This window comes from Streptacidiphilus rugosus AM-16 (genome assembly GCF_000744655.1).
In the GTDB taxonomy this organism is placed as follows: Bacteria; Actinomycetota; Actinomycetes; order Streptomycetales; family Streptomycetaceae; genus Streptacidiphilus; species Streptacidiphilus rugosus.
This window is the reverse complement of the sequence record NZ_JQMJ01000004.1, coordinates 5,584,063-5,609,702: the sequence shown is the minus strand read 5'-3', so window position 1 is coordinate 5,609,702 and position 25,640 is coordinate 5,584,063. Positions and strand designations below refer to the sequence as shown.

Sequence of the window (25,640 nt, the reverse complement as noted above, 5' to 3'; positions counted from 1 at the left end):
GTCCATGGCAACGCTTGAAATCCGCGACCTGCACGTCTCCGTCGAGGCCGAGAACGGCGCGCGCGAGATCCTGAAGGGCGTCGACCTCGTCGTCAAGCAGGGCGAGACGCACGCGATCATGGGCCCGAACGGCTCCGGCAAGTCCACCCTGGCCTACTCGCTGGCCGGCCACCCGAAGTACACCATCACCAGCGGTGAGGTGCTGCTGGACGGCGAGGACGTGCTGGCCATGACGGTCGACGAGCGCGCCCGCGCCGGCGTCTTCCTGGCCATGCAGTACCCGGTCGAGGTCCCCGGCGTCTCGGTCTCCAACTTCCTGCGCACCTCCGCCACCGCGATCCGCGGCGAGGCCCCCAAGCTGCGCACCTGGGTGAAGGAGGTCAAGGAGGCCATGTCCGACCTCCAGATGGACCCGGCCTTCGCCGAGCGCAACGTCAACGAGGGCTTCTCCGGCGGTGAGAAGAAGCGCCACGAGATCCTCCAGATGGAGCTGCTCAAGCCGAAGATCGCGATCCTCGACGAGACCGACTCCGGCCTGGACGTCGACGCCCTGCGCGTCGTCTCCGAGGGCGTCAACCGCGTGCGCGAGACCGGCACCGTCGGTGCCCTGCTGATCACCCACTACACGCGCATCCTCCGCTACATCAAGCCGGACTTCGTGCACGTCTTCGCCAACGGCAAGATCGTCGCGTCCGGCGGCCCCGAGCTCGCCGACGAGCTGGAGGAGAACGGCTACGAGCAGTATGTGAAGGGCGGTGCAGCCGAGTGATCCCTACCTCGACCACTCTGGACGTGGACGCGATCCGCAAGGACTTCCCGGTCCTGCACCGCGTGCTGCCCAACGGCAAGCCGCTCATCTACCTGGACAACGCGGCCACCTCGCAGAAGCCGAAGCAGGTCCTCGACGCGCTGACGGCCTACTACGAGCTGCACAACGCGAACGTCCACCGCGGCGTGCACACGCTCGCCGAGGAGGCCACGGCGCTGTACGAGGGCGCGCGTGACGCGGTCGCCTCGTTCATCAACGCGCCCAGCCGCGACGAGGTCGTCTTCACCAAGAACGCCTCCGAGTCGCTGAACCTGGTCGCGAACATGCTCGGCTGGGCCGAGGAGCCGTACAAGGTCGACGCCGACTCCGAGATCGTGATCACGGAGATGGAGCACCACTCCAACATCGTCCCGTGGCAGCTGCTGGCGCAGCGCACCGGCGCGAAGCTGAAGTGGTTCGGGCTGACCGACGACGGCCGGCTCGACCTGTCCAACATCGACCAGATCATCACCGAGAAGACGAAGGTCGTCTCCTTCGTCCTGGTCTCCAACATCCTGGGCACGGTCAACCCGGCCGAGGCGATCGTCCGGCGTGCGCAGGACGTGGGCGCGCTGGTCGTCATCGACGCCTCGCAGGCCGCCCCGCACATGCCGCTGGACGTGCAGGCGCTGGAGGCCGACTTCGTCGCCTTCACCGGCCACAAGATGCTGGCCCCGACCGGGATCGGCGTGCTCTGGGGCCGCCAGGAGCTGCTGGAGGACCTCCCGCCGTTCCTGGGCGGCGGCGAGATGATCGAGACCGTCTCGATGCAGTCGTCGACGTACGCGCCGGCGCCGCACAAGTTCGAGGCGGGCACCCCGCCGATCGCGCAGGCGGTCGGTCTGGGCGCGGCGATCGAGTACCTGAACGGCGTCGGCATGGACGCCGTCTGGGCGCACGAGCACCGCATCACCGAGTACGCCATGAACAGGCTGCAGGAAGTCCCCGACCTGCGCGTGATCGGCCCGACGACGGCCGAGGAGCGGGCGGCGGCGATCTCCTTCACGCTGGGCGACATCCACCCGCACGACGTGGGCCAGGTGCTGGACGAGCAGGGCATCGCCGTGCGCGTCGGCCACCACTGCGCGCGTCCGGTCTGCCTGCGCTACGGAATTCCGGCGACCACGCGGGCGTCGTTCTATCTGTACTCCACCGAGGCGGAGGTGGACGCCCTCATCGACGGGCTGCACCACGTCCGCGCTTTCTTCGGATAGCGGAAAGGGAGCGGCGGCGCGATGAAGCTCGACTCGCTGTACCAGGACATCATCCTGGACCACTACAAGCACCCGCACGGGCGCGGCCTGCGCGACGGCGACGCCGAGGTGCACCACGTCAACCCCACCTGCGGGGACGAGATCACGCTGCGCGTGAAGCTCGACGGCGGTGTGCTGAAGGACGTGTCGTACGAGGGCCAGGGCTGTTCGATCAGCCAGGCCAGCGCGTCCGTGCTGAACGAACTGCTCGTCGGCAAGGAGCTGGGCGAGGCCCAGCGCATCCAGGAGGCCTTCCTGGAGCTGATGCAGTCGAAGGGCCAGCAGGCCGGCGACGAGGAGGTGCTGGAGGACGCGGTCGCGTTCGCCGGCGTCTCCAAGTACCCGGCGCGCGTGAAGTGCGCGCTGCTGAGCTGGATGGCCTGGAAGGACGCCACGGCGAAGGCCCTGGCCGAAGCGCCCGTCAAGGAGAGCGCATGAGTGAGACGACTTCCGACACCCCCGCCGTGGCGGAGGAGTCCGCGACCTTCGAGTCGGTCAGCAAGGGCAGCGTCGCCGTCGAGGACCTCATGGAGGCCCTGATGGACGTCGTCGACCCGGAGCTGGGCATCGACGTGGTCAACCTGGGCCTGATCTACGGCGTCCACGTGGACGAGTCCGACGTGGCCACCATCGACATGACGCTGACCTCGGCGGCCTGCCCGCTGACCGACGTCATCGAGGACCAGGCGCGAACGGCGACCGACGGTCTGGTGTCCGACCTGCGGATCAACTGGGTCTGGATGCCGCCGTGGGGCCCGGACAAGATCACCGACGACGGCCGCGACCAGCTGCGCGCGCTGGGCTTCAACGTCTGATCCAAGGGCCGGTCGTACCACCTCAGGGGCGCGGGGCAGAGCCTGGCGCCCCTGAGGTGTCTGCAACCGGGCCTCTGCTGTGAGCTGAGGCGCCGCAGGCGGGCAGAGCCTCGCGCCCCTCGGGGTGGTGCCGCATAGCACAATGTGACCCATGAGGTGGATGTTCGTACTGGCAGGCGTGTTGCTGCTGATACTGATTGTCAGCAGCGTGCTGCGCACGCTGGTCGTGCCGAGAGGCCTGTACTCCGCGCTGGTGTTCCGGCTGACGAAGGGCCTCCGCTTCCTGCTGCGGGCGAGCGCCGCGCCGCTCGGGACGTACCGCGCGACGGACCGGGCGCAGGCGTGGCTCGCGCCGCTCGTGCTGCTGGGGATGCTGACCTGCTGGCTCGGCGGGATGCTCGTCGCCTACTCCATGCTGCTCGGCGGGCTCTCTGACCTCGGATGGAGCAGCGCCGTCAGGGAGGCCGGATCCAGCCTCTTCACCCTCGGCTTCGCCAGCGGTGAGCGGCTCAGGCTCTCCGGGCTGGACTTCGTGGCCGCCGCCACCGGCCCGCTCATCATCGCCCTGCAGATCGCCTACCTGCCCACCCTCTACGGCGCGTACAACCGCCGCGAGACCGAGGTCACCCTGCTGGAGTCGCGGGCCGGGGAGCCCGCGTGGGGGCCGGAACTGCTGGCACGGCAGTGGCTGGTGGACACCCAGACCGCGCTGCCCGCCCTCTACCGCGACTGGGAACGGCTGGCCGCCGACATCGGCGAGAGCCACTCCAACTACCCCCTGCTGCTCTCCTTCCGCTCGCCCAAGCCGCAGCGCAGCTGGATCGTCAGCCTGCTGGCCGTGCTGGACGCCGCCGCGATCCAGCTGGCCATCGCCCCCAAGTCCGCGCCCCCCGAGGCGCGGCTCGTCCTGCGGGCCGGGTTCACCTCCCTGCGCGACATCGCCCGCACCACGCGGATCCCGTTCGACCCCGACCCCGAGCCGAACGCGCCGATCCGGCTCACCTACGCCGAGTTCGACGCGGCGGTGGCGATGGTCTGTGCGAGCGGCTTCGCCAAGGAGCGGTCGGTCGAGGAGGCGTGGGTGCACTTCCGGGGCTGGCGGGTGAACTACGAGTCGATCGCCTACGAGCTCTGCCGGTGGAGCGACGCGGTGCCCGCGCTGTGGAGCGGCCCGAGGGACTTCGTCGCCTCCCCCATCCCGCCGAGCCGGCCGCAGGACCGCCAGCCGACCCGGCAGCGCTGAGGGATCAGCGACCGAGCCAGAGATCCCGGTTGCCCGCGATCAGGACCCGCCCGTCGGCCAGCGTGGTGGCGGCGGTCGGGGGCTCCGCGCCGCAGCCGAGGCTGCCGCGCCGCCAGCCCGCTCCGTCCGGCAGCCAGAGCACACCGCAGTACCGGGGCCGCTTGCCCACGCCCTGCGGGATCGGCTCGCTGCCGACCAGGACCGGGCGGCCGCCGCCGTCGACGGTCGCCGCGACCACGTCGCCGCGGCCGAGCAGGCGCGCGTCGGCGAGCTGCCAGTGCCGCGCGTCCGGGCTGGTCAGCACGATCGGCTGGTCCGGCGCGCCGACCCCGTAGACGCCGCCGTAGGCTATCCACCGCCCCTGCGCGTGGATCACGCCGATCACGGTCGCGCTCGGCGGGATCCCCTGGACGGTCGCCAGCGTCCAGTGCGTGCCGCCGTCGGCGGAGTGCCAGACCGGGAGCGTGCCGTCGGGTCGCCTGTCGGCGTAGTTGGACGCGGTGGCGCCGACGGCCACGACCTCGTGTCCTGCGGTGCCCAGGCCGAGGATCGGACTGGCCGTGAACACGCCTGACGGGGTGGGCAGTTCGATCCGGTGGACGGTCGCGCCCACGTCGTCCGAGGACCACAGCGCCGGATGTTCGACCCGGTTCAGGAACAGCTCTCCCGCGATCAGCAGCCGGTTGCCGCTCCGGGCGACGGCGTGGACCCGGCCCTGGTCCTCCGACTCGCTGTTCGGGTTCTCCGGGACCGGCAGGTCCAGGGTCGCGAGCTGCTTCTCCGCGCCGCCCAGGCGGAGCCGGGTGATCCGGTCGGTGACGGCGACGAGCGAACCGTCGGTCCAGCGAAGCACGGCCTGTCCGAAGACCCCGCCGCCGTTCCGGCCGCCCGACCGCGCCGGCGGTTGGTCGGAACCTACGGCCGGGTCGCCGCTGCCGGGAGCCGGGGTGAGCCGCAGCGAGGTGCAGTCGGTCGCGCCGGCCGCGCGCTGCCAGTTGGTGGGGACATCGCGGTAGCCGTTCGCGTAGGTGCCGATGCCGAGAGCACAGCTCCCGTCGGGCAGCAGCATCTGCAGGCCCTCGCCCGGTGGCACGTAGTCGCCCGCGGCGGGCCACTGCACGGCGTTCGCATGGCGGACGTAGCCCAGCTGCGCCGCAGGCGTCCCATGGGTGTCGTCCGGCGAGGCGTGCGGGCCGGGCGAGCCGCCGGGGCCGTTCGGGCCGGCGCCGGGGGTGCCCGGCGCGGCGCAGGCTCCGGCCGTGAGGGCGAGCACGGCGGCGGCCGCCCCGACGCCGAACGCCCGCCTTCGCCTCTGCTTCATGTCCGTCCCCCTGTCCCCGTGGTGCGCGCGGCGGTTGCTGCCGCGGCGCGGATCAGGCTAGTGGGTTCCGGTCGTGCACGTGCGTTCGGGGCGCGGAAGCGGGGTAGGGGCGAGGGCAGGAGGCGACGCATGCGTTTCGGTGTCGGCCGGGCGAACCTGCCGGGCCGCAGGGCGATCACATCCCCCGTGCCGGCCGGGGGACAGGCCCCACCCGCGCGCCGGACCCGTCACCACCGCGAACGGACGGGCACCGAGCCGACCACCGCGCTGAGCGACCTCCCGGCGCGGCGGCTGCTCGCGGCGATCTTCGGGCCGGTCTATCTGGCGGGCGCGGCGCTCTTCGCTTTCATGGCCGCGAACGCCAAGCCGGACGACGTCACCGGCCGCAACACGTTCATCGGCTTTGCCGCGCTGTGCGCGCTGCTGGCACTGATCGCGGGCGTGGACCTGCTGGTCATCCACGCCCGGATGGCGGAGGAACGCCGCGCGGGCCTGGCCTGGCGCCATGACCGTCCCTGGGTCGTCCGCGGCGAAGTCGTCCCGCCTCCCCCGACCACCGCCCCGGCCCCCGCCGGCGCCGCCGTTTCCACTGACGGATCAGATGCACCCTCCAGGGGCGCGAGGAACTGCGCGGCTCCGCCGCGCGGGCGAGTCACTTCGAGCACTGGACGTTGCACTGTCCAGGGGCGCGGGGAACTGCGCGACAAGCACCCTGTGCGGATGGTCCTCCAGTAACAGGGCCATCCGCACAGGGTGGTTTCTCGCGCAGTTCCCCGCGCCCCGGGGGTTGCAAGTGGCCCTTCGACGGGACGTGTCGCGTTCGCGCCGGAGGCGTCTAGCGCTGGGTGCCGACGCGGAGGGACGCCGCGGCCAGGGCGATGCACGCGGTCGCGGCCACGGCCGCGAACGTGCTGACGGCGGGGAGGATGCCGTACGCGCGAGCGAGGAAGCCGACCGCGATGGTGGGCAGGGAGCTGCCCATGTAGACGACCACCCAGAGCGCGCTCAGCTGCGAGCCGCGGTGTTCCGGCTCCATCGCCGCCGTCGCCGTCGTGAACAGCGTCCGGAAGGCCAGCCCCTGACAGCCGCCCGCCAGCACGCTGCCGGCGAACAGCAGGGCGGGCGACTGCGCGCCGCCGGCCAGGACGACCAGGCCGAGGCCGAGCGCCAGGCCGGCCATGCCGAGGGCGGGCACCGCGCGTGAGCGCGTGGGGCGGGCCAGGAGCTGGGCCACCGCGGAGGAGCCGAGCAGCAGCGCCGCCACGCCCGCGCCGCCGAGCGGATTGCGGGTGTGCAGCAACAGCGCCGCGTAGCCGGGGGCCAGGCTGAGGTAGACGCCGAAGACCGCGTAGGACACGAAGCCCGCCGCCGCTGCCAGCAGGAACGCCGCCCGGCCGCGCCGCGGCAGGCTGAGCGCGCGCGGGCGGAGGCTGATCCTGGGCGGGACGACCGCATAGTGGCCGGGGGAGCGCGGGTGCAGCAGCGCCAGCGGGACGCAGAGCGCCAGGAGCGCGACGGCGTGCACCGCGAACGGCGTGACCAGCGGGTCCGCGCCGCGGGCCAGCGCAGCGCCCAGCAGCGGGCCGAGCGCCACGCCGCCGGCGGACGCGGCCAGCGTCAGCTTCGCGGCGAGGCTGGGGCGGTCGGGCAGCAGGTCGGCCAGTGCCGCGCCCGCCGCGCCGGTGGCCAGGCCGACCGCGAGGCCCTGCACGGCGCGCCCGAGGGCCAGCTCGCCGAGGGTGCCGGCGGAGGCGAAGACCGCGTCGCCCGCCGCGGCGAGGGCGACGGCGGGCAGGACCAGCGCCCGGCGGCCCAGCCGGTCGGACCAGTGGCCGACGGCGGCGAGGACCGGGACGACCGCGAAGACGTAGGCGGTGAACAGCAGCGTGGTGTCCACCGGGGTGAGGCCGAGGCGCGCCTGGAGCGCGGGGTAGAGGGGCGTCGCCAGGTTGGCGCCGGTCAGCAGGAGCAGCAGGACCGCGACCGTCAGGCCGACCCGGACGCCGCGCAGCGCGTTCCAGCGGCTCAGGGCCGGGGTGCGCAGGCGCTCGCGGGGGGCGAGCTCGGGTGGGAGCAGCGCCTCGCTGAGGCGTGTCCCGGCAGGGGTGAGTTCCGCCATGGCAGGGGTCTCCTGGCGTCTGGGCTCCGGGCGGTGCGGCAGGGTGGGCCGCAGGGTCCGGGTGGAGCAGGCGTGCGGGGGATGTGCGGAACGTCAGCGCGGGGGTGTGCGCATCAGCCCAGCGGAGGATACGTGCTGGTCGACTGTCAAGGGAAACGACGACCGGGCCCACCAGGGACTACCCTCGGGCTCAGGAGCGGATCCGCGTCGGCTCCACGGCGTTCTTCGCGGCGCTGCGACGCGGTCGGCAGTGGATTCGGGCGAACGAGAGACAGGTCGGATCATGGCAGCGCGCAGTCGTAAGGACAGCACCGCCGGTCAGGGCCTGCCCCTGCCCGCGGACCTCGACCTGGAGACCCTGTACGGCGCCACCGGAGGGGGCGAGGGCGACCCCGGCGACCTCGACGCCGTCGACGAGGCGGACGAAATGATCCTGGTCCCGCCGGTCCGGCTGGCCGAGCCGGCGGCGCTGGCCAAGGCCGCGTTGGCGTCGCCGCTGTTCGCGCAGGCCGTGGGTCTGGCCCGGTGGGTCGGCGAGGGCAAGCCGGTGGACGAGTGGGGCGAGCTGCCCGAGGAGCAGGCCGTCGACGCGGCCGCCGCGCTCGGCGTCGACACCGAGGACGTGGGCGAGATCGAGCGCGCCTGGGCGCTCGCCGTCGACCTGGAGCTCGTCGTGCTGGAGTCGGCCACGGAGGGCGCGGACGCGCCGGAGCGCGGCATCGCCGGTCCGGAGCTGGCCAGGCTCGACGAGGGCGGCCCCGACGTCGTCCTCGACGACTGGCTGACCGCAGCCTCCGTGATCGCGGGAACGGCCGTCGAGGCCGCGATCGACGACATGGAGGGCGACGAGGACGGGGACGCCGAGGCCGTCGCCGAGGCCGAGGAGGAGCAGGACGAGTCGGAGGAGGAGTACGCCCGTCTGGAGGAGGCGCGCGACGAGGCGCAGGGCCTGCTCGACGACGCCCTCCAGGTCCTCTACGAGACCCGCGCCTTTGCCCCGACCGAGGCCGAGCAGACGCTCCCGCTGGGCGTGCTCGCCGCGCTGCTGGTGGTTCCCGAGGGCGAGGACCCGACCGACGAACTGCTCGGCGAGATCACCGAGACCATGGTGCTGCTCGACCCGATGCTGCAGGACCTGGCCGACCTCGGCATGCTCGACTACCGGCCGATCGACCCGAGCCTGTTCGAGGAGAGCGACGGCGACGCGGACGAGTCCGGCGAGATCGAGCTGAACGAGGAGGACGTCGAGCGCTTCGGCCACGTCCGGCTGACCGACCTTGGGGTCTTCGGCGTCCGCGAGTGGCTGCTGGAGGACGGTTACGACGCCCCGCTGATCGGCGCGCACGCCCAGGGCGACGCGGTCGAACTGCTGCGCGGCATCTGCGAGTCGCCCAACGTGCTGCCCGAGCAGGAGATCATCGAGTGGCTCGCCGGGCGCGAGAACCTGACGGCCGCCTCGGAGCTGCTCGCCGCCGCGCGGGGCGACGACCTGGTCGCCCCGGTCCGACGCCTCTACGCCCAGGTGGCGCTGCGTCACCTCGGCGAGTCCGCGGAGCCGGCCGCGCGGGACGCGCTGGCCGACCCCGAGTTGGCGGGCATCGCCGGCGCGTGGCTGACCGAGCGCGGGGCGACGGACCTGCCGGTGCCGAGCCGGGTGGTCGTGCTGTGGACGACGGTCGACGCGCTGGCCGCGCAGCTGATCGACACCGGCGGCCAGGCGGACTCGATGCGCGAGCTGGTCGAGATGCTGCCCGGCCCCGGCGCTTCGGACGACTTCTTCGAGGAGCTGTGGCGGGTCGACCACACCTACACCCGGGCGGTGCTGGAGGCGGTCGGCGAGCTGCACCCGGACAAGTCGGTGGCCAAGCAGGCCCGCAAGGCCGCGTTCAAGGCCAAGTCCCAGGGGCGCTGAGGGGGCCCGCCGGGCCCCCGCAGGGTCGTTCGTTCCCGTCCTGGAACCGGCGTTTCCGGTTGCCGCGTCGAAGGTTGTGCAGGCTGCGAGGGCGGCCCGGCAGGTCGTCCGACACAAAATGTCGACAAGGACTTTCCTGGGCTTCGGGCCCTGTGCCACAGTGTGCGCGGATCCGAAGAGGGGGCAAAAAGGAATGAACGGCCAGGGCGGCGAAATCTACTTCGCCGGCAACTACCACGATCTCTGCCAGCAGTCGGGAACAGGTGCGGGATTCCAGTTCGAGTTCAACTGCTCCCGCTGCCACGACACCTGGCGCTCCGCGTTCCAGCCCTACACCAGCGGCCGGATGGCCGGCTGGGTGGACCGCGCCGTCAGCAGCGCGTGGGGCGCGTTCGGGCGGGCGGGCAGTGAGGCGTCCAGCGCGCTGGACGGGCTGGTCGGCGCGAACTGGGGTCCGTCCAAGGACGCCGCCTTCAGGAAGGCCATCACCGACGCCCAGGCGCACTTCAACCGCTGTGCGCGGTGCACGAGTTACGTCTGTGACCGGTGCTGGAACGCGGGCCAGGGCCTCTGCCTGAACTGCGCCCCCGACACCGCCGCAGAGGTCGCCGCGGCCCGTCAGCGCGGTCTGAACGACGTCGCCTCCCAGCGGGCCTACGACGTCGGCGGAAGCTCGGGCGCGGAGTACGACGTGAATCGCTCGACGCAGCTGGTCTGCCCGCACTGCCATACCGAGACCCACGGCGCGAACTTCTGCCCGGGCTGCGGTTACCGCCTCGCCCAGTCCGACAGCTGCGGCTCCTGCCGCGCCGACGTCCCCCAGGGCGCCGCCTTCTGCCCCAGTTGCGGCACGCGCCGCTAGGCCCCTTCGGGGGCGCGGGGCTCTGCCGATATGCGCCTCCGGCGCATGGGCGCGAAAAGCCACCGGCATGCGGATGGTCCCCATCGGACAGGGCCATCCGCACCGGGTGGTTGCTCGCGCAGTTCCCCGCGCCCCTATCGGGGCTTCAGATCACCGCCGGAGCCAGCTCGTCGGTGGTCGGGTGGTCCGCGTCGGCCGAGCGCATGCGGAGGTGGGGGCGGCGGGCGAGGAGGTAGCCGAGGCCTGCCACGGAGACGACGCCGACGCCCAGCAGCGCGGCCCAGATCTGGTACCACGGCGCGCCGGCCGGCGCGAGAATGCTGCGGGGCCAGCAGATGTTCGCCACCTCGAAGCCGGTCCACAGCACCGCGAGCGCGTTCAGCGGCGTCCCCAGACGCCCGTAGCGGACCGCGCCGGACGGCGTCCACGTCCCCCGCACCCGCGCCACCAGCGCGACCACGCTGAGCAGGAAGAACGGCACGAAGGTCGCCGCACTGCCGAAGGTGATCAGGCTGCCCATCGCGGACGTGCTCAGTCCCAGCGGCAGCGCCGCACAGCTGATCACCGTCGCGGCGACCAGGCCGCCGATCGGGGCCTTGTGCCGGTTGACCCTGCGGACGTGCTTCGAGAAGGGGAAGACGTCGTCGCGCGCCAGCGAGTACAGCCCGCGCGCGGCGCCGCCCTGGGAGGCCATCAGGCAGGCGGTGAAGCTGACCAGCACCACGACCACGAAGGGCTTGTCGGCCCAGCCGCCGAAGGCGCCGACCACAGCGGTGGTCACCGGGTCGAGGTCCTTGCCGGAGACGACGTCGGCCGGGTTCGGGTGGGCCAGTTCGACCGAGATCGCGTTGAGGACGACCACCAGCCCGACGCTGAGCAGTGACCACCACATCGCCCTGGGCACCTGGCGGGCCGCGTCCTTGGTCTCCTCGGCGGTGGAGACGCAGGCGTCGAAGCCGATGAAGGCCCAGCCGGCGACGGCCACCGCGGCGAGGAAGGCGCTCAGGTCACCGACGCCGAGCCCGGCGGGCGCGCCGAGGAAGTCGGTCAGCAGGGAGAAGCCGTGCTGCCGGAAGACCAGCAGCAGGGTGAGACCGACCAGGACCGACGCGATGCCCTCGGCGGCGATCCCGAGGCTGACGAACCAGCGCAGGAAGTTGATCCCGTAGGCGTTCACCAGCGTGCAGAAGAGCATGAAGCCGACCGAGACCAGCACCTGCTCGGTCGGCGTCGGGACCGCGCCGAACAGGGCGAAGACCCAGGGCGAGGCGAGGTAGGCGACGGTGGTGTTGCCGAACATCACCGCGAACTGCCACATCCAGCCGCTGAGCCAGGCGACGGCGGGGCTCGCCAGTCGGCGGCTCCACTGGTAGGCGCCGCCGGCCAGGGGCCACTGCGAGGCGAGTTCGGAGTAGACCGCGACGACCAGGGACTGCCCGAGCAGGCAGATCGGCAGCGCCCAGATCCAGGCCCCGCCGGCCACGCTCATGCCGACCTGGGCGGCGGCGTAGAGGCCGACGACGGGGGAGACGACGGCGAAGCCCATGGAGATGTTGCCGAGGATGTTCAGGCTGCGTCTGAGTTCCTGGCGGTAGCCGAGGGCTTCCAGCCGATCGCTGTCGTGCTGGTCGGTGTCGGTCACGGCGGCGCCTCCAAAAAACTAACTTAGTTAGTCAGTGCTGATGGTCTGGCACGATAGCCGCCGAGAGCGGTGAACGGAAGAGGGGACTCCGGCGTGGGCCGACCGAGCAAGGCGCTGCTGACGCGTGAGCGGATCGCGCTGACAGCGCTGCAGGTGGTGGACGAGCTGGGCGCGGACGGCCTCACCATGCGCGCGCTCGCGGAGCGGCTGGGCGTGAAGGCCGCCTCGCTCTACAACCATGTCGACAACAAGGAGGCGCTGGTCGACGCGGTCTCCGAGCTGGTCAACGAGGAGATCGACCACACGCCGCTGGCCGCCGCCGACTGGCGGCAGGGGCTGACCGCCTACGCGCGCGGCTACCGCGCGGTCTTCCTGCGGCACCCGAACACGATCGCGCTGCTGGCCCGGCGCCGGGTCGAGGCCGACCGCGCACTGCGCGGCTACGACGCGCTGCTGGCCCTGCTCGGCCGGGCCGGGCTCACCCCCGCGGACGCCGCCGAGACCGCGGCGGCGCTGGACTACCTCGTCCTCGGCTCCGCACTGGAGACCTTCACCGCGGGCTTCACCCGCACCCCCGAGGACTACCGCCCCGCGTACCCGGCCCTGGCCGACGCGCTGGACGGCTCCTTCGCCCGCGGCGGCGGCGCGCAGGGCCTGGACGGGCGCGGCTTCGAACTGGGCCTGCGCCTGCTGCTCGACGGCGTCGCGGGCCGCGCAGGGACGGCGGAACGACCAGGCCGACCGGGCTCATCCGGCTGAGCGGCGGCGGTTCAGGAAGTGACCTTGACGTCGAAGTTCGCGCCGTCGAAGGTCTCCGGGTCGAAGGGGTCGGTGGCGGTGACGCGGCCGTCGGTCAGGACGGCGCCCGGCCGGACGTCGGGGTCGATGCAGAGCGGAATCTCCTCCAGCACGTCGTGCCAGGTCAGCGGTGCGCTGCCGTAGCTGCAGGTCACCGTGGTCGCCGCGGCGTCCGGGGTGCAGCGGTAGCCGGACGGGGTGGCCCAGGTGGTGTGCTCGGGCGCCTTCAGCGTGTAGACGGCGGGACCGGCGTACTCGTTCGAGGGGCCCCTGTTGCCGGCCACCAGCTGGAGCTTGATCGTCTGCCCCGGCCTTCCCTGCGCGGGCAGCACGGCCGCCTTCAGATGGACCACCGGGTCGCCGGTGACCACCTCGTACGCGGCGGTGGCCTGGTCGGCGCCGTTGAACGCGGTGACGTCGCAGCGTTCGGCCGCCCTCGGCGGGATCGACGCGCCCAGCGTGATCCTGACCGGGGTGGTGACGGTCCTGTGCGGCGGGATCCTGGCCGGAACGGTGAAGGAGACGCCGGTCCCGAAGTTGTCCAGGTCGACGTCGGGCGGCGCGCTGAAACCGTTCGGCACGAAGTTGTGCACGACCACGAGCGTCGGCTGCCGCGTCGGCACGCGGCCCAGGTTGGTGACGTGGATGCGCAGCACCTGCGTCGTCCCCGGCGCGACCGGGCGGGACGGCCAGTCGAGGGCGACGCCGATGTGGCGGCCCGCCCCGACGTGGGCGGGCGTGGTGCAGTGGTACGGGTCCGCGGTGCGGGCGGCGGCCGTGGCGGGTGTGCCGGCGGGCGCCAGCGCCGCGGTGAGCGCGGCGGCGGCGAGGAGCCGCCGGACGAGTCGAAGGAGCGTCATGTTCACACCGTGCGGCCTTGCCCGCGCCGCCCGCAGGAGACGTGCGCTCCCGTTCGCGGGGCGTCAACCGAACGGCGTACGGGTAACGGACAGCATGGTGCACAGCGATCCTGAGGGTCCGTAGGGTGGGACCGCGCGACAGAAGGGGAGGCGCGGTGAGGTATCGCGAGGGTTCCGGTGGCGACGATCCAGGGTTCGAGAGCCCGGAGGACATGTGGCGGCAGGCGATCCGGGCCGACCTGGACACGCTGTCGCGAGGCCGGTTCCCCGTCTACGCCCCGACCGCGCCGCTGCTGCCCGCGCCTGCGCTGACCGAGTGGCAGCTCACCAACGGCACGCTGACGAAGGTCGTGCTCTGCCACGGCGATCCCTTCGCGGTCGAGGGCCCGTGGCTGCTGGTCGTCACCGAGGACGCGGAGGCCTGCGCGTCGGCGGGGCCGGGGTACGGCCTGGCCGAACTGGTCGAGGACGAACGCGACCGGCTGTTCACGCACGCGGGCATCGACGAGTCGGGGCCGGCCGGGCCGGTGGTCGAGGCGGAGATCCTGATCCCGGTCGACGGCGTGCCGGTGGCCGCGACGCTGCGCCGGGAGGGCCCGCTGTGGGCCGCCAGGACGCGGCCGGAGGCGGGTGGCGTGGTCCTCACGGTCACCGGCCGGGGCGTCGACCCCGACCGGGTGGCGCTCCGGGCGGTCGACGACCTCGCCCCGTACGCCCACGGCCGTCAGGAACTGCTCAGCGCCCTGCTGCTGCGGCGCAGGCGCCGCGAGGGCGGCGCGGGCAGCCCGGGCGTCGGCCGCCCGGCCGAGCCGAGGGACTCGGCAGAGCAGACGCTGGGCCTGACGGCCCATCGTCGCCTGATCGAGTTCTGCGTGACGGGCACGCTGCGGACCGAGTCGGCGCTGCGCGAGCACCGGGTTCCGCGGACGCCGCGCGGCGAGACGGGCCGGCACGGGGAGCTGTGGGAGAACGCGGTGCGCCAGCAGATGAAGCTGGCGGGGGAGGACCACGACGAGGCGAACGAGGCGGTGACCGCGATGGTGAACCAGATGACGACGCTGGCCAGCGCGGTGGACTGGTTCCCCGACTCACCTGCGGGACGCGCGGCGATGGAGGAGAGCATCCGCTTCACGGCGTTCGAGAGCGAGGTCTCCAGCGCGGCGGCGCAGCGCGCGTGGCGCGCGGACTGGTTCCGCTACCACCTCGACTCCCGCCCCGACCGGTCCCCCTCCCCGGAGGAGGGCCGCCTCTGGGTCCAACTCCGCCTCCAGTCCCGCGACTCCTGGCTCAGCCTCTGGCACGCGTGGCACTCGGGCCGCTAGGGCGCTTCGCGGCGGCGCGAGGCTGCTGTGGGCGGGCGGCGGGCGGCTGGATTGTCGGTGGCGGCTCCTATGATCCGCTCATGCGTGAGTACTTCACGGTGGGCGAGCGGAAGATGTCCTACCTCGACTTCGGCGGCGAGGGCGAGCCGCTGCTCGCCCTGCACGGTCATTTCAACGAGGCGAGCGCGTTCGCGCCGCTCGCGGCCGCGCTGGCGCCGCGGTGGCGGGTGATCGCGCTCGACCAGCGCGGGCACGGAGAGTCCGACAGGCCGACCGGCTACGCGCGGGACGACTACGTCGCCGACCTCCTCGCGTTCCACCGGCATCTCGGACTCGGCGCGGTCCCGGTGCTGGGCCACTCGCTCGGCGGCGTGAACGCCTACCAGTTCGCCGCACGACACCCGGAGCGGGTCAGCAGGCTGATCGTGGAGGACATCGGCGCCGTCGTCGACTGCGACCTGGGCTTCGCCCGCGGTCTTCCCCCGACCGCTCCGTCGCGCGAGGCCCTGGTGGCGGCGCTCGGCGGGGTCGGGCCTTACCTCGAGTGCTCGTTCCGTCGGACGGATCTGGGCTGGGCCTACTCCTTCGACATCGACGACGCCATGACGTCCGAGAAGGCTCTCGCCGGCGACCACTGGGCGGACTGGCTCGCGGTGACCTGCCGCACCCTGCTGTTCCGTGGTGTGCGCAGCGACATGTTGGATGCCGGACACGCGCGGGAGATGATCGCCCGCCGCGGCTCGTCGGCGCGCCTGGTCGAGTTCGAGGCCGGCCACGTCGTGCACCACGACGCACCCGAGCGGTTCGCGGCCGAGGTCGGCGCCTTCCTGTCGGAGCCCTCCTGAACAACGGCTGCGCAGCCGTCCGGTGGGTCGGTTGTCCGACCGGCCGAAGGTCTGCGTCGAGGCCACCCGGCACGTCCGGAGCCGGCCGCCCGGCCGCACCGGGCCGACACCACACGTCCTGTCGAAGCCGACAAGGGCGTAGGGCTCGCTTGTGGCCCTCTGAGAGGCTCGCGTTCGCGCGCCGGGCGCGCAGTGCCTGGCGCCCCCTGGGGGAGCGCGACCGGGCGTCAGGCCGGGAGGCGGAGTTGGAGCATGGCGAGGAGCCGTTCCTCCGGGCGGGAGAGGTCAAGGGAGGTCAGCTGTTCTGCCCGGCGGACGCGGTAGCGGAGGGTGTTGGGGTGGATGTGCAGCGCCGACGCCGCCGCGCGGACGTCGCCGAAGGCGTCCAGCCAGGCCAGGACGGACGCGGCCAGTTGGCCGCCGTGCTCGGCGTCGTGCGCGAGCAGCGCACCGAGGCGGGGGTCACGGACCGCAGGCGCGGCCGCCAGCAGGGACAGCGTCTCGGCGAGCAGCACCTGGGCCTGGACCTGGGCCAGGTCCGCCACCTCGGCGTCGACCAGGCCGGAGGCCATCGCGTCGAGAATCCGGTCCGCCTCGCGGCGCGACGCCGCGGTCCCCGGCAGGCCGGGGGCGAGCGAGCCCACCGCGCCGTGGACCGGTGAGGTCGCCGGCGGGGGCGCGAGATGGCGGGTCGCGGCGTCGGCCAGTTCGCGGGCCCAGCCGATCAGCGTCGCGGGCGCGATCCCGCGCGGCAGCTCAGGCAGCAGCACGTAGACGCGGTCGTCCGCCGAGGCGACCAGCGCGCTGCGGTGGCGCGCCGCCGCGTGCACGGCCATCAGGCTCAGCGTCTCCTCGCGGTGCAGCTCGTCCGAGCCCGGCAGGGCGAAGCCCAGCACCGCGGCTGGGCGCTTCGCGTCCAGGCCCAGGTGAACGGCGAGCGACTGTGCGGCCGTCGTGCCCTGGAGCACCCCGGAGAGCAGGTTCTGGGTCAGTCTCAGCTCCGAGCTGACCTCGCGGCGACGCCGCATCAGCTGCAGCGCGGCGACCCGCGCGGCGCCCAGCAGCGCCTGGTCGGCCCGTTCGGCCAGCGGCGTCGCGCCCTCCTGGACCCAGATCGTGCCCAGCTGCCGCTCGCCGGACCTGATCGCCACCACCAGCCGGCGGCGCAGCCCCAGCTCGGGGTGTTCGTCAATGGCGACCACCGCGTCCCCGGCGCGCAGCTTCTGGAACACGCCCCACTCGCGCAGCTTGGAGAGGTAGGGCTCCGGGCCCTGCCAGCCGAGGATGGTCAGCCGGCGCAGGTCGTCGATCTCGTCCGAGTCCGCCGAGCGGGAGTAGGCGAGGATCCGGTTGGCGGTGTCCTCGATGCTGACGATGCCGCCGGTGAGCACCGCCGTGGTCTGCGCGAGCGCGAACAGGTCGCCCTCCTCGGCGGTCTCGCCCGCCGGCAGGGTGCGGCCGCTGCCGAGCGCGGCGCGCGCCAGCGCGTCGAGGTGCTCCCAGCGGACCTCGCGGCGCACCGAGAGCAGCGCGACGCCCGCCTGCTCGGCGAAGTCGCGCAGCGTCTCGCGCTGGGCCGCCGAGTCGATCCGCACCGCGACCGCCGCCGCGCCCGCCCGCGCCGCGGCCCGCAGCGCCGGGATCGCGGCGCGCCCGCGCACGCCGATGGCCAGCACCAGCTCGCCCGCGCGGGCGTCCGGCGGATCCTCGGGGTCGAGCAGGGCGACGTCGACGGTCTCCACGTCCAGCCCGGACGGGGCGCACTGGAGTTCCACGACCGGTTCGCCGAGCGACATCAGCAGCTGCCGCAGGGTGATCCCGGAAAGGCCCGCAGCCAAACCACCCGAAGGGGTGAGGGCGAACGGGTGATGATCCTCCGGGTTGTCCGGTCCGACATGCTCCATGGCCAGATCTTATGCGACTGGACAAAGAGGAGCCCTGGCGTCGAGGCCTAGGTTGAGTCCCGACGCGAGAACCGCGTTTCCGGACCTACCCGTACGAATCAACGTATGCGGGAGCTCTGCGTCCGGGATGTCCCAGAGAGCTCAACGAGGAGCACGCGCGTGTTGGACGCTGTGACCCAGATCCCCACGCCGGTGAACGAGCCGGTGCACAGCTATGCGCCGGGCAGCGCCGAGAGGGCGCGGCTCGAGGCGGAGCTGAAGCGGCTCGGTGCGCAGCCGCCGGTCGAGCTGACCATGACCATCGGCGGCGAGAAGCGTCTGGGCGGCGGCGAGCCGATCGACGTCGTCCAGCCGCACCGCCACGCGGCCGTGCTGGGCACCATGCGCAACGCCACCCAGGACGACGCACGTGACGCCGTCGAGGCGGCGCTGGCCGCCGGTCCGGCGTGGCGGGCGCTCTCCTTCGACGACCGCGCCGCCGTCTTCCTGCGCGCCGCCGACCTGCTCTCCGGCCCCTGGCGCGAGACGCTGGCCGCGGCCACCATGCTCGGCCAGTCCAAGACCGCGCAGCAGGCGGAGATCGACACCCCCTGCGAGCTGGTCGACTTCTGGCGCTTCAACGTGCACTTCGCCCGCCAGATCCTGGCCGAGCAGCCGGTCTCCTCGCCCGGCGTGTGGAACCGCACCGACCACCGCCCGCTCGAGGGCTTCGTCTACGCCATCACGCCGTTCAACTTCACCGCGATCGCCGGCAACCTGCCGACCGCGCCCGCGCTGATGGGCAACACGGTGGTCTGGAAGCCGTCCCCGACGCAGCAGTTCGCCGCGCACCTGCTGATGCAGCTGCTGGAGGAGGCGGGCCTGCCCAAGGGCGTCATCAACATGGTGACCGGCGACGGCCTGGCCGTCTCCGAGATCGTGCTGAAGCGCCCGGAGCTGGCCGGCATCCACTTCACCGGCTCGACCGCCACCTTCCAGCACCTGTGGAAGACGGTCGGCGAGAACATCGCGTCCTACCGCTCCTACCCGCGCCTGGTCGGCGAGACCGGCGGCAAGGACTTCCTGGTCGCCCACCCGAGCGCCGACCCGGCCGCGCTCAGCACCGCGCTGGTCCGCGGCGCGTTCGAGTTCCAGGGCCAGAAGTGCTCGGCGCTGTCCCGTGCCTACGTCCCCGCCTCGCTCTGGGCCCAGATCAAGGACGACGTCCGGGCCACCACGGAGGCGCTGACCATGGGCGACGTCAGCGACCTGTCGAACTTCATGAGCGCCGTCATCGACGCCCGCGCGTTCGAGAAGAACCGCGCCGCGCTGGAGCGTGCCGCGGCCGACGCGGACGTCGAGATCCTGGCCGGCGGCACCTGCGACGACTCGGTGGGCTACTTCGTCCGCCCGACCGTGCTGGTCTGCGCCGACCCGGCGGCGGAGTACTTCCGCGAGGAGTACTTCGGCCCGGTCCTCGCCGTCCACGTCTACGAGGACGAGGCCTGGGACGCGATGCTGGAGCAGATGGAGTCCGTCTCCACCTACGGTCTCACCGGCGCCGTCTTCGCCACGGACCGCACGGTCATCGCCGCGACGATGGAGAAGCTGCGCTTCGCGGCCGGCAACTTCTACATCAACGACAAGCCGACCGGCGCCGTCGTCGGTCAGCAGCCCTTCGGCGGCGGGCGCGCCTCCGGCACGAACGACAAGGCGGGCGCCGCGCAGAACCTGCTGCGCTGGACCTCGGCCCGTTCGGTCAAGGAGACCTTCGTCCCGCCGACGGACTACCGCTACCCCCACATGGCCTGACGGTCCCTGTCCGGCCCGACCGAGCCGCCGCGCCCCCTCACCACCCCTCGGAGGGGGCGCGGCCCGGGCCTCCTCACTTTCCTGTCGCTTCTCCCACCACCCCTGGGGTTGACATGCTCCGCACCACCCTTCTGGCGGCCTCGCGCTCCCCGCGCTCGCGCAAGCTCATCGAGCAGCTGCCGCCCACCCGCGCCATCGTGGACCGCTTCGTCGCCGGCGAGACCCTGGAGCAGGGCGTCGCCGTCACCGACCGGATGCTCGCCACCGGCCGCCGGATCACCCTCGACCACCTGGGCGAGGACACCGCCGACGCCGCGCAGGCCGCGGGCACGGCCGAGGCCTACGAGAAGCTGCTCGCCGCGCTCGGCGAGACCGGTCTGGCCGACCGCGCCGAGGTCTCGGTGAAGCTGTCGGCGGTGGGTCAGTTCCTGCCGAAGGAGGGCGAGAAGGTCGCCCTCGACAACGCCCGCCGCATCTGCGAGGCGGCCGCGGCCGTGGGCACCACGGTGACCCTCGACATGGAGGACCACACCACCACCGACTCCACCCTGGCCATCGCCAGGGAACTGCGGGCGGACTTCCCCTGGCTCGGCGTCGTCCTCCAGGCCTACCTGCACCGCACCGAGGCCGACTGCGCGGAGTTCAGCGGCCCGGGCAGCCGTGTCCGCCTGTGCAAGGGCGCCTACCAGGAGCCCGCGTCGGTGGCGTTCCAGAAGAAGGCGGACGTCGACCTGGCCTACGTCCGCTGCCTGAAGGTGCTGATGGCGGGCGAGGGCTACCCGATGGTCGCCTCGCACGACCCGCGCCTCATCCGCATCGCCGGCGAGCTCGCGGCCGCCAACGACCGCAAGGCGGACTCCTTCGAGTACCAGATGCTCTACGGCATCCGCCCGGAGGAGCAGGAGCGCCTGGTCGGCGAGGGCGCGACGATGCGCGTCTACCTGCCCTACGGCACCGAGTGGTACGGCTACTTCATGCGCCGCCTGGCGGAGCGCCCCGCGAACCTCACGTTCTTCCTGCGGGCGCTGGCGACGAAGAACTGATCAGCGGCACCTGAAGTGCGGCGGAGCTGCTCACGGCTCCGCCGCATTCGTGTTCCCGGTCCTCGGCCTGCTGCCTGCTAGCGAAGCGAGAGCGTGTGCTGGACCGGTGTGTAGGTGACCGCGTCGAGCACGTTGCCACCGGCCAGCCACCACTCGCCCAGGTAGGGCGTGACGTGCCAGGTGCCCGGGCGCGCGTTCGAGCTGAACGTGATCCGCGCCTGCACATGGGCAAAATACCCGGAGGTCACCCAGACCGGAGTCGACTGCGGGAGGTGCAACTGGTACCAGCCCCCAGCCGTGGACGTGGACTTCGTCCAGCTGCCGGTGATCGGGTCCAGCCAGCTGACGGACACGCCCGGGGGAGTGCTGTTGGCCGGCGACGCCGCGTTCTGGATGTGCAGCAGGAACGCGTCCGCCGCCAGGCGGTCCGGTGACTGCTGTCGATACCAGATGGTCGTCTCGATGGTGCGACCGCGACTCACGGCCTGCGGCAGGCCGTTGACCCACATCTGCAGTTGGCCGACGATGCGGTCGAGAGCGGCCGGTTTCGCTGCGGTCGCATGAGCGGCCGGCACCACACCGACGATCCCGACGGAGCCTGCGAGAAGGCTCGCCGCGAGGTAACGGGCTGCGCGCACGGCTGCCCCTTTCTTTGCTGGTCAACGGCGGCAGAGCCTACAAGAGCAAAGTGCCTCCCCGGCCGCCGCCCCCTTGATCATCGCTTCCCGCCGGGCCGGGGCCCACTCGGCTCCTGCGCCTGGCGGCTGCTCACAATGCACTGGATGCGGCTCTTTCCACGGTGGGTGGGCGGTGCTGCTTCGGTGGGTCGGGTGGCACGCGAAGTGGCCGGGCTTCCATGTTCATGGCGGGTCCATGACCTTTGGCGGGGGAGGCCAGAACCGGGCGGCATTCTCCTCAAGCCTGCTCGGAGGGCTGGGCGCCGGAGGGCGTCGACGTGATCACGGGCAACACGTATGTCCAGAACCCGAACGGCATGCCGATCGACGTGTGCATGCAGGTCTACCGGGTCAACGCGGACAACAACACGACCTGTGTCGCCGACCTCGGCTGCAACGGTTGGTCCAACGACACCACTCCCGGCTGGTCGGCGACGGGCCAGGACCCGATGGTCTGGGACGATCCTTCGCAGGGCACCTTCGGGTTACCCGCGCGGCGCGGGTGCGCGGACGGTCAGGTCGGCCCATTCACGGTCCCGTTCGCCCGGCACCATGCGGCCGGCGGTGCGCCACTCGGCGGCGAGGGTGGCGAAGAGCGGCTCGTCCGGGTGGGGGCGGCGATGGCGGCTGTACTGGACGGGCACGAGGCCTGTGCCGAGCTTGGGCAGCATGAGCGTCATGACAGGAGCAACCGTGCGGAGGCTGCGGGGGTGACGGTTTCAGCGCCGTGTTGCCCCGTAGCGGTGACGAACGCCGGGTGTACGAAGGGCCTCGACGTCGAGGTCTGGCGGGGTGGGTGGAAAATCCCGGCGGGGTCGGTCGTCGCGGCGGTACGGTCCGACGGTGAGCGATGAGAACGGGTTCTTCGGAGAGGCCGTAGCCGAGCAGTACGACGGGGCGTCGGACCCCGAGTTCCGCCACGACGTGATCGAGGCGACCGTGGACGTGCTGGCCGAGCTCGCGGGCGGCGGCCGGGCGCTGGAGCTCGGTGTCGGGACGGGGCGCATCGCGCTGCCGCTGGCGCGGCGCGGGGTGCCGGTCCACGGCATCGAGCTGTCCCGGGCGATGGTGGCCCGGATGCGGGCCAAGCCCGGGGGCTCGGAGATCGGCGTGTCCATCGGTGACTTCGCCACGACCGAGGTGGAACCCGAGGCGCGTGGCGGTGGTCGTTTCTCGTTGGCGTATCTCGTCTACAACACCATCATGAACCTCACCAGCCAGGAGGCTCAGGTCTCCTGCTTCCGCAACGTCGCGAAGCACCTGGAACCGGGCGGCTGCTTCGTCGTCGAGGTCATGGTCCCCGAGCTGCGCAAGCTCCCGGCCGGGCAGAACGTCGTGCCGTTCCAGGCGAGCGAGACCGAGTGGGCCTATTCCGTCTACGACGTCACCACCCAGGCGATGACCTGCCACTACATCGAGATCTCCGCGGACGGTCGCGGGACGCGCAGTGAGATTCCCTTCCGGTACGTCTGGCCGGCCGAACTCGACCTGATGGCCCGGCTCGCCGGGCTGCGGCTGCGCGACCGCTGGGAGGGCTGGTCCCGCCGCCCGTTCGCCGACGACAGTGCCGCGCATGTCTCGGTGTGGGAGAAGCCGGCCGACTGAGGCCGGCCCAGGCCCCCTCGGTCAGGCCGCGACGGCTATCTGGACGGGCAGCCGCTCACGCTGCCTGGCCAGCAGGTACTCGTCCACCAGCCGTCCGTACAGGAGGCGTTCGTCCGCGTCGAGGCCACGGCGGGACGCGCCGGCGAGGAGCGCCCGGATGCGGGCGTTCGCCAGGTCGGCGGGGGAGAGGACGGTGACCGTGTCCACGTTCAGCATGAGTCGAACCTATCGCGTCCCACTGACAGCGGGCACGCGAGTTGTTTGGGAGGGGAGTTCGGTGGGCAGGGATGAGCGGCGCGTGCGGCTGCGCGCGACCCCGCACCGGTACCTCAGCGCGGTGCTGCGGGCCGACGGAGATCTCGTGTTCGAGGGGCAGGATCTGCAGCCGGGGCTGCCCGAGTACGAGTACGTCGTCACCGTGCGCGCCGCGCACGTGCCGGAGCTGATGCGGGTGCTCGGCGCCACGACCGGGCGCGAGCTGCTGCGGCGGCTGGAGGGCCGCAGCGAGGAGATCACGCCCGGTGTCCGGCGGTGGCTGCGGGAGAAGGGCGTCGAGGCCGAGGTGTGGACGCACCTCGGCGACTGACGCTCCGTCCGGCCCGTGTCAGAGCGCGGCGGCCCCGACCCGGATCATCTCCTTGACGGTCTTGCCGTCGGCGTAGACGCCGAGACCCGTCATCACCCACTCGCCGGTCAGCATGCGCACCAGCTTGCACATCAGGACGCCGGTGCGCGGCTCGGACTGCGTGAGGTCGAAGCGGACCAGTTCGGCGTTGGTCGTCGCGTCGACCAGGCGGCAGTAGGCCTTCTTGATGTCGGTGAACTTCTGGCCGCTGTAGGAGTTCACGGTGAAGACCAGGCCGGAGACCTGCGGCGGGAGGGCCGACAGGTGGACCACGATGGTCTCGTCGTCGCCGCTGCCCTCGCCCGTCAGGTTGTCGCCCGCGTGCTGGATCGCGTGGTTGAAGGCGGTCTTGTGGCTGAACCAGACCTTCTCCAACTCGTTGCGCTGGCCGTCGTAGGCGATGACGGAGGCGTCGAGGTCGATGCTGCGCGCATGCCGGGCGGGCTCCCAGCCGAGGCCCATCCGGACCGAGGCCAGGAACGGCTTGCCGTCCTTGACCAGGGAGACCGAGCCGCCCTTGGTGAGCGAGACACGGCCCTTGTCGAGAGTGACCCGCGGCGGACCCGCGGGCGCGGCGGGCGCCTGCGGAGCGGGCGGAGCCACCGGCGCGGGCTGCTGCTCCCAGGCGGGCGGAGTGACCGGCGTCGGGGACTGCGGCTGCTCCCAGGCCGGGGGAGTCACGGGCGCAGGGGACTGCGGCTGCTCCCACACGGGGGGCGCGACCGGAGCCGGCTGCTGCTCCCAGGCCGGGGGAGCGGCGGGTGCCGGGGCGGGCTCCCGGACCTGGGTCGCCGGCGGCGCGACCGGGGCCGGGGTGACCGGTGCGGCGGGGGCCTGGGCGGTGGCCGGGCCCGGGTCGTCGACCTCGACGCCGAAGTCCGTCGCGATGCCCGCCAGGCCGTTCGCGTAGCCCTGGCCGACCGCGCGCAGCTTCCACGCGCCGGCGCGCCGGTAGATCTCCACCACGACCAGCGCCGTCTCCACGCCGAGCTGGGCGGGAGTGAAGGTGGCCAGGGTCTCGCCCGAGGCCGCGTCGCGCACCGTCGCCGTCGGCTCCGTGCCCGCGAAGGTCGCCGCGGGGTCGTCCAGGCTGGCGGTGACGACGATCTTGTCGATCTCCGCCGGGACCGCGCCGGTCTCGACGGTGACCCCGCCGCCCGGCGTCCAGCGGACGCCGGGGCCCTCAGGGGCGTTGAAGAAGATCAGATCCGCGTCCGAACGAACCTTGCCGGAGGCGGTGACCAGAAGCGCGGAGACGTCCAGCGCCCGCGGCGCGGAAACCTCCACGGTGACCCGGAGGGCGCTCAGCGGGACGTTGCCGCCGGAGCCGAGTACTGCGGTCACGTGGGCCTCCATGGATGCTGCTGGTCTCGTGGGTCGGGCGGGCCGACGGGCCCGGCCTCGCCCACACCGTAGCTGTTGCGGGCGGCCGACGGAGGGGGTTGACGCTCGTTGAGTTGCCTGCGGCACTCCGCCGCGAGGTGCGGATACGCCGCGCCGATGGCCTCGTAGACCCGGCGGCGCAGCAGCAGCTCCGCCTCGGCCCGCCCGGTTGTTCCCGCCAGACCGTCCAGGACGGCGTCGTAGTCGGTGAGCGCGTGACGCAGGTAGTTGACCTGCCAACGGCGCAGCGCGCCGGGCTCCGCGGCGTCGGGGCTGGCGGGCGCGGGCGTGTGGTCGACGCGGCGACAGGCGCGTTGCGCGTCACGGCGGTTGCGGTGGGCGACCGCCCGGGAGGTAAGTGCGTCCGGCGCGAGCCTAGGGACCCGGATGCAGAGGCCTTCGACCTCCGCGAGCACGGCCCGGCGGCGGCGGTCGGCGGCGGCGCGCGAACAGGAGGCCCGGCGCGCGGCGGCGGAGGCCAGCGCGGCGTAGGCGTCCGTGGCCTCGGCGGCCTCGACCCGTGCGAGGGCGTAGAGGCGGGACGGGGCCGCGCCGTGGAAATGCGGATTGCGGACGGTCCTGTCGGGCGCGCCGAGCAGTTTGCCGACCATGCTCGGCGTCCAGCCGCGGTGGCGCAGCCCGGCGAGGGAGAGACAGCGGTGGTCGGCGGGGGCGGTCGGCGGGGAGAGGGGAGGGCGTGGGGAGGGAGCGGAAAGTGGGGTGTCGCGAGAAAGCGGGGTAGGGGGAGTGTGGGGCGTGCGTGGAGTGTCGGCGTTCATGGCCACCCCCTGGCGGTGTCGTGCCGTGCGTTG

General features: G+C 72.7%; 25 protein-coding genes. 16 read left to right on the top strand and 9 right to left on the bottom strand.

Annotation, left to right across the window (positions count from 1 at the left end; translation table 11 throughout):
• The first annotated feature begins 4 nt into the window (after positions 1-4).
• The 5 genes from sufC to BS83_RS34595 all read left to right on the top strand — a co-directional run bounded on the left by sufC (position 5) and on the right by BS83_RS34595 (position 4,119).
• Positions 5-769, top strand: coding sequence for a Fe-S cluster assembly ATPase SufC (sufC, locus tag BS83_RS34615; RefSeq protein WP_037607309.1), 765 nt, complete (start codon positions 5-7; stop codon positions 767-769).
• Complete coding sequence (locus BS83_RS34610; RefSeq protein ID WP_037607308.1) at positions 766-2,022, top strand: cysteine desulfurase; 1,257 nt, start codon at positions 766-768, stop codon at positions 2,020-2,022. The genes sufC and BS83_RS34610 overlap by 4 nt, the downstream gene beginning before the upstream one ends.
• 21 nt (positions 2,023-2,043) lie before the next feature.
• Positions 2,044-2,499, top strand: coding sequence for a Fe-S cluster assembly sulfur transfer protein SufU (sufU, locus tag BS83_RS34605; RefSeq protein ID WP_037607307.1), 456 nt, complete (start codon positions 2,044-2,046; stop codon positions 2,497-2,499).
• Positions 2,500-2,588: 89 nt separating this feature from the next.
• Positions 2,589-2,876, top strand: a complete 288-nt coding sequence (locus tag BS83_RS34600) for a metal-sulfur cluster assembly factor (protein ID WP_051945733.1) — start codon at positions 2,589-2,591, stop codon at positions 2,874-2,876.
• 151 nt (positions 2,877-3,027) lie between these two features.
• Complete coding sequence (locus tag BS83_RS34595; RefSeq protein ID WP_037607306.1) at positions 3,028-4,119, top strand: hypothetical protein; 1,092 nt, start codon at positions 3,028-3,030, stop codon at positions 4,117-4,119.
• A gap of 4 nt (positions 4,120-4,123) precedes the next feature.
• Here BS83_RS34595 and BS83_RS34590 read toward each other — a convergent pair whose 3' ends face one another.
• Positions 4,124-5,440 (bottom strand): beta propeller repeat protein, encoded by a 1,317-nt coding sequence (locus BS83_RS34590; protein WP_037607305.1) that lies wholly within the window; start codon positions 5,438-5,440, stop codon positions 4,124-4,126.
• 129 nt (positions 5,441-5,569) lie between these two features.
• On the opposite strand from BS83_RS34590, the gene BS83_RS46805 reads away from it, so the two are divergent.
• On the top strand, positions 5,570-6,175 hold the full coding sequence (locus tag BS83_RS46805) for a hypothetical protein (RefSeq protein WP_063774286.1): 606 nt from the start codon (positions 5,570-5,572) through the stop codon (positions 6,173-6,175).
• Positions 6,176-6,275: 100 nt separating this feature from the next.
• On the opposite strand, the gene BS83_RS34580 is transcribed toward BS83_RS46805, so the two are convergent.
• Positions 6,276-7,559 (bottom strand): MFS transporter, encoded by a 1,284-nt coding sequence (locus tag BS83_RS34580; RefSeq protein WP_051944544.1) that lies wholly within the window; start codon positions 7,557-7,559, stop codon positions 6,276-6,278.
• Positions 7,560-7,842: 283 nt separating this feature from the next.
• On the opposite strand from BS83_RS34580, the gene BS83_RS34575 reads away from it, so the two are divergent.
• A complete protein-coding gene (locus BS83_RS34575; RefSeq protein ID WP_084714578.1) occupies positions 7,843-9,471 on the top strand; it encodes a hypothetical protein in 1,629 nt (542 codons plus the stop codon).
• A 193-nt stretch (positions 9,472-9,664) separates the two neighbouring features.
• The gene (locus BS83_RS34570; protein ID WP_037607304.1) at positions 9,665-10,333 is read left to right on the top strand and encodes a double zinc ribbon domain-containing protein; all 669 of its coding nucleotides are present in this window, start codon (positions 9,665-9,667) and stop codon (positions 10,331-10,333) included.
• Positions 10,334-10,478: 145 nt separating this feature from the next.
• Here the strand turns inward: BS83_RS34570 and BS83_RS34565 are convergent, their stop codons facing one another.
• On the bottom strand, positions 10,479-11,975 hold the full coding sequence (locus BS83_RS34565; RefSeq protein WP_037607302.1) for an APC family permease: 1,497 nt from the start codon (positions 11,973-11,975) through the stop codon (positions 10,479-10,481).
• A gap of 93 nt (positions 11,976-12,068) precedes the next feature.
• On the opposite strand from BS83_RS34565, the gene BS83_RS34560 reads away from it, so the two are divergent.
• The gene (locus BS83_RS34560) at positions 12,069-12,734 is read left to right on the top strand and encodes a TetR/AcrR family transcriptional regulator C-terminal domain-containing protein (RefSeq protein WP_051944543.1); all 666 of its coding nucleotides are present in this window, start codon (positions 12,069-12,071) and stop codon (positions 12,732-12,734) included.
• 11 nt (positions 12,735-12,745) lie between these two features.
• On the opposite strand, the gene BS83_RS34555 is transcribed toward BS83_RS34560, so the two are convergent.
• On the bottom strand, positions 12,746-13,633 hold the full coding sequence (locus BS83_RS34555; protein ID WP_037607301.1) for a hypothetical protein: 888 nt from the start codon (positions 13,631-13,633) through the stop codon (positions 12,746-12,748).
• A gap of 155 nt (positions 13,634-13,788) precedes the next feature.
• Between BS83_RS34555 and BS83_RS34550 the strand changes: the two genes are divergently transcribed.
• Positions 13,789-14,955, top strand: coding sequence for a hypothetical protein (locus BS83_RS34550; protein ID WP_157597445.1), 1,167 nt, complete (start codon positions 13,789-13,791; stop codon positions 14,953-14,955).
• A gap of 80 nt (positions 14,956-15,035) precedes the next feature.
• Positions 15,036-15,800 carry an alpha/beta fold hydrolase gene (locus tag BS83_RS34545; RefSeq protein WP_037607298.1) on the top strand — a complete coding sequence of 255 codons (765 nt, stop codon included), beginning with the start codon at positions 15,036-15,038 and terminating at the stop codon, positions 15,798-15,800.
• 227 nt (positions 15,801-16,027) lie between these two features.
• On the opposite strand, the gene BS83_RS48460 is transcribed toward BS83_RS34545, so the two are convergent.
• Entirely contained in the window at positions 16,028-17,704 is a 1,677-nt protein-coding gene (locus tag BS83_RS48460; RefSeq protein WP_269664881.1) for a PucR family transcriptional regulator, read from the bottom strand.
• Positions 17,705-17,866: 162 nt separating this feature from the next.
• Here BS83_RS48460 and pruA point away from each other — a divergent pair, with 162 nt between their 5' ends.
• On the top strand, positions 17,867-19,495 hold the full coding sequence (gene pruA, locus BS83_RS34535; RefSeq protein WP_037610523.1) for an L-glutamate gamma-semialdehyde dehydrogenase: 1,629 nt from the start codon (positions 17,867-17,869) through the stop codon (positions 19,493-19,495).
• A 113-nt stretch (positions 19,496-19,608) separates the two neighbouring features.
• On the top strand, positions 19,609-20,538 hold the full coding sequence (locus tag BS83_RS34530) for a proline dehydrogenase family protein (protein WP_037607295.1): 930 nt from the start codon (positions 19,609-19,611) through the stop codon (positions 20,536-20,538).
• Between the two features lie 77 nt (positions 20,539-20,615).
• Here BS83_RS34530 and BS83_RS34525 read toward each other — a convergent pair whose 3' ends face one another.
• Positions 20,616-21,176: a hypothetical protein gene (locus BS83_RS34525; protein WP_037607294.1), complete on the bottom strand. Its 561-nt coding sequence runs from the start codon at positions 21,174-21,176 to the stop codon at positions 20,616-20,618.
• 317 nt (positions 21,177-21,493) lie between these two features.
• Here BS83_RS34525 and BS83_RS45950 point away from each other — a divergent pair, with 317 nt between their 5' ends.
• Both BS83_RS45950 and BS83_RS34515 read left to right on the top strand, forming a co-directional pair.
• Positions 21,494-22,069, top strand: a complete 576-nt coding sequence (locus tag BS83_RS45950) for a hypothetical protein (RefSeq protein WP_157597444.1) — start codon at positions 21,494-21,496, stop codon at positions 22,067-22,069.
• Positions 22,059-22,820, top strand: coding sequence for a class I SAM-dependent DNA methyltransferase (locus tag BS83_RS34515; RefSeq protein ID WP_037607292.1), 762 nt, complete (start codon positions 22,059-22,061; stop codon positions 22,818-22,820). The genes BS83_RS45950 and BS83_RS34515 overlap by 11 nt, the downstream gene beginning before the upstream one ends.
• A 21-nt stretch (positions 22,821-22,841) precedes the next feature.
• Here BS83_RS34515 and BS83_RS34510 read toward each other — a convergent pair whose 3' ends face one another.
• The gene (locus BS83_RS34510; protein WP_037607291.1) at positions 22,842-23,036 is read right to left on the bottom strand and encodes a hypothetical protein; all 195 of its coding nucleotides are present in this window, start codon (positions 23,034-23,036) and stop codon (positions 22,842-22,844) included.
• A 61-nt stretch (positions 23,037-23,097) separates the two neighbouring features.
• Between BS83_RS34510 and BS83_RS34505 the strand changes: the two genes are divergently transcribed.
• Complete coding sequence (locus BS83_RS34505) at positions 23,098-23,406, top strand: hypothetical protein (protein WP_157597443.1); 309 nt, start codon at positions 23,098-23,100, stop codon at positions 23,404-23,406.
• 18 nt (positions 23,407-23,424) lie between these two features.
• Here the strand turns inward: BS83_RS34505 and BS83_RS34500 are convergent, their stop codons facing one another.
• Complete coding sequence (locus BS83_RS34500; RefSeq protein ID WP_232248596.1) at positions 23,425-24,789, bottom strand: TerD family protein; 1,365 nt, start codon at positions 24,787-24,789, stop codon at positions 23,425-23,427.
• Positions 24,786-25,439, bottom strand: a complete 654-nt coding sequence (locus tag BS83_RS34495; RefSeq protein WP_063774285.1) for a hypothetical protein — start codon at positions 25,437-25,439, stop codon at positions 24,786-24,788. Before BS83_RS34495 ends, BS83_RS34500 begins: the two co-directional genes overlap by 4 nt.
• Positions 25,440-25,640: the final 201 nt, after the last annotated feature.

Bases quoted from the DNA above. Each gene is read 5' to 3' on its own strand.
- BS83_RS34555 (WP_037607301.1), bottom strand. From the start codon at position 13,633: ATGACGCTCCTTCGACTCGTCCGGCGGCTCCTCGCCGCCGCCGCGCTC.
- sufU (WP_037607307.1), top strand. From the start codon at position 2,044: ATGAAGCTCGACTCGCTGTACCAGGACATCATCCTGGACCACTACAAG.
- BS83_RS34580 (WP_051944544.1), bottom strand. From the start codon at position 7,559: ATGGCGGAACTCACCCCTGCCGGGACACGCCTCAGCGAGGCGCTGCTC.
- BS83_RS34530 (WP_037607295.1), top strand. From the start codon at position 19,609: ATGCTCCGCACCACCCTTCTGGCGGCCTCGCGCTCCCCGCGCTCGCGC.
- BS83_RS34545 (WP_037607298.1), top strand. From the start codon at position 15,036: ATGCGTGAGTACTTCACGGTGGGCGAGCGGAAGATGTCCTACCTCGAC.
- BS83_RS34600 (WP_051945733.1), top strand. From the start codon at position 2,589: ATGGAGGCCCTGATGGACGTCGTCGACCCGGAGCTGGGCATCGACGTG.
- BS83_RS48460 (WP_269664881.1), bottom strand. From the start codon at position 17,704: ATGGAGCATGTCGGACCGGACAACCCGGAGGATCATCACCCGTTCGCC.
- BS83_RS34570 (WP_037607304.1), top strand. From the start codon at position 9,665: ATGAACGGCCAGGGCGGCGAAATCTACTTCGCCGGCAACTACCACGAT.
- BS83_RS46805 (WP_063774286.1), top strand. From the start codon at position 5,570: ATGCGTTTCGGTGTCGGCCGGGCGAACCTGCCGGGCCGCAGGGCGATC.
- sufC (WP_037607309.1), top strand. From the start codon at position 5: ATGGCAACGCTTGAAATCCGCGACCTGCACGTCTCCGTCGAGGCCGAG.
- BS83_RS34590 (WP_037607305.1), bottom strand. From the start codon at position 5,440: ATGAAGCAGAGGCGAAGGCGGGCGTTCGGCGTCGGGGCGGCCGCCGCC.
- BS83_RS34495 (WP_063774285.1), bottom strand. From the start codon at position 25,439: ATGGTCGGCAAACTGCTCGGCGCGCCCGACAGGACCGTCCGCAATCCG.
- BS83_RS34595 (WP_037607306.1), top strand. From the start codon at position 3,028: ATGAGGTGGATGTTCGTACTGGCAGGCGTGTTGCTGCTGATACTGATT.
- BS83_RS34510 (WP_037607291.1), bottom strand. From the start codon at position 23,036: ATGCTGAACGTGGACACGGTCACCGTCCTCTCCCCCGCCGACCTGGCG.
- BS83_RS34575 (WP_084714578.1), top strand. From the start codon at position 7,843: ATGGCAGCGCGCAGTCGTAAGGACAGCACCGCCGGTCAGGGCCTGCCC.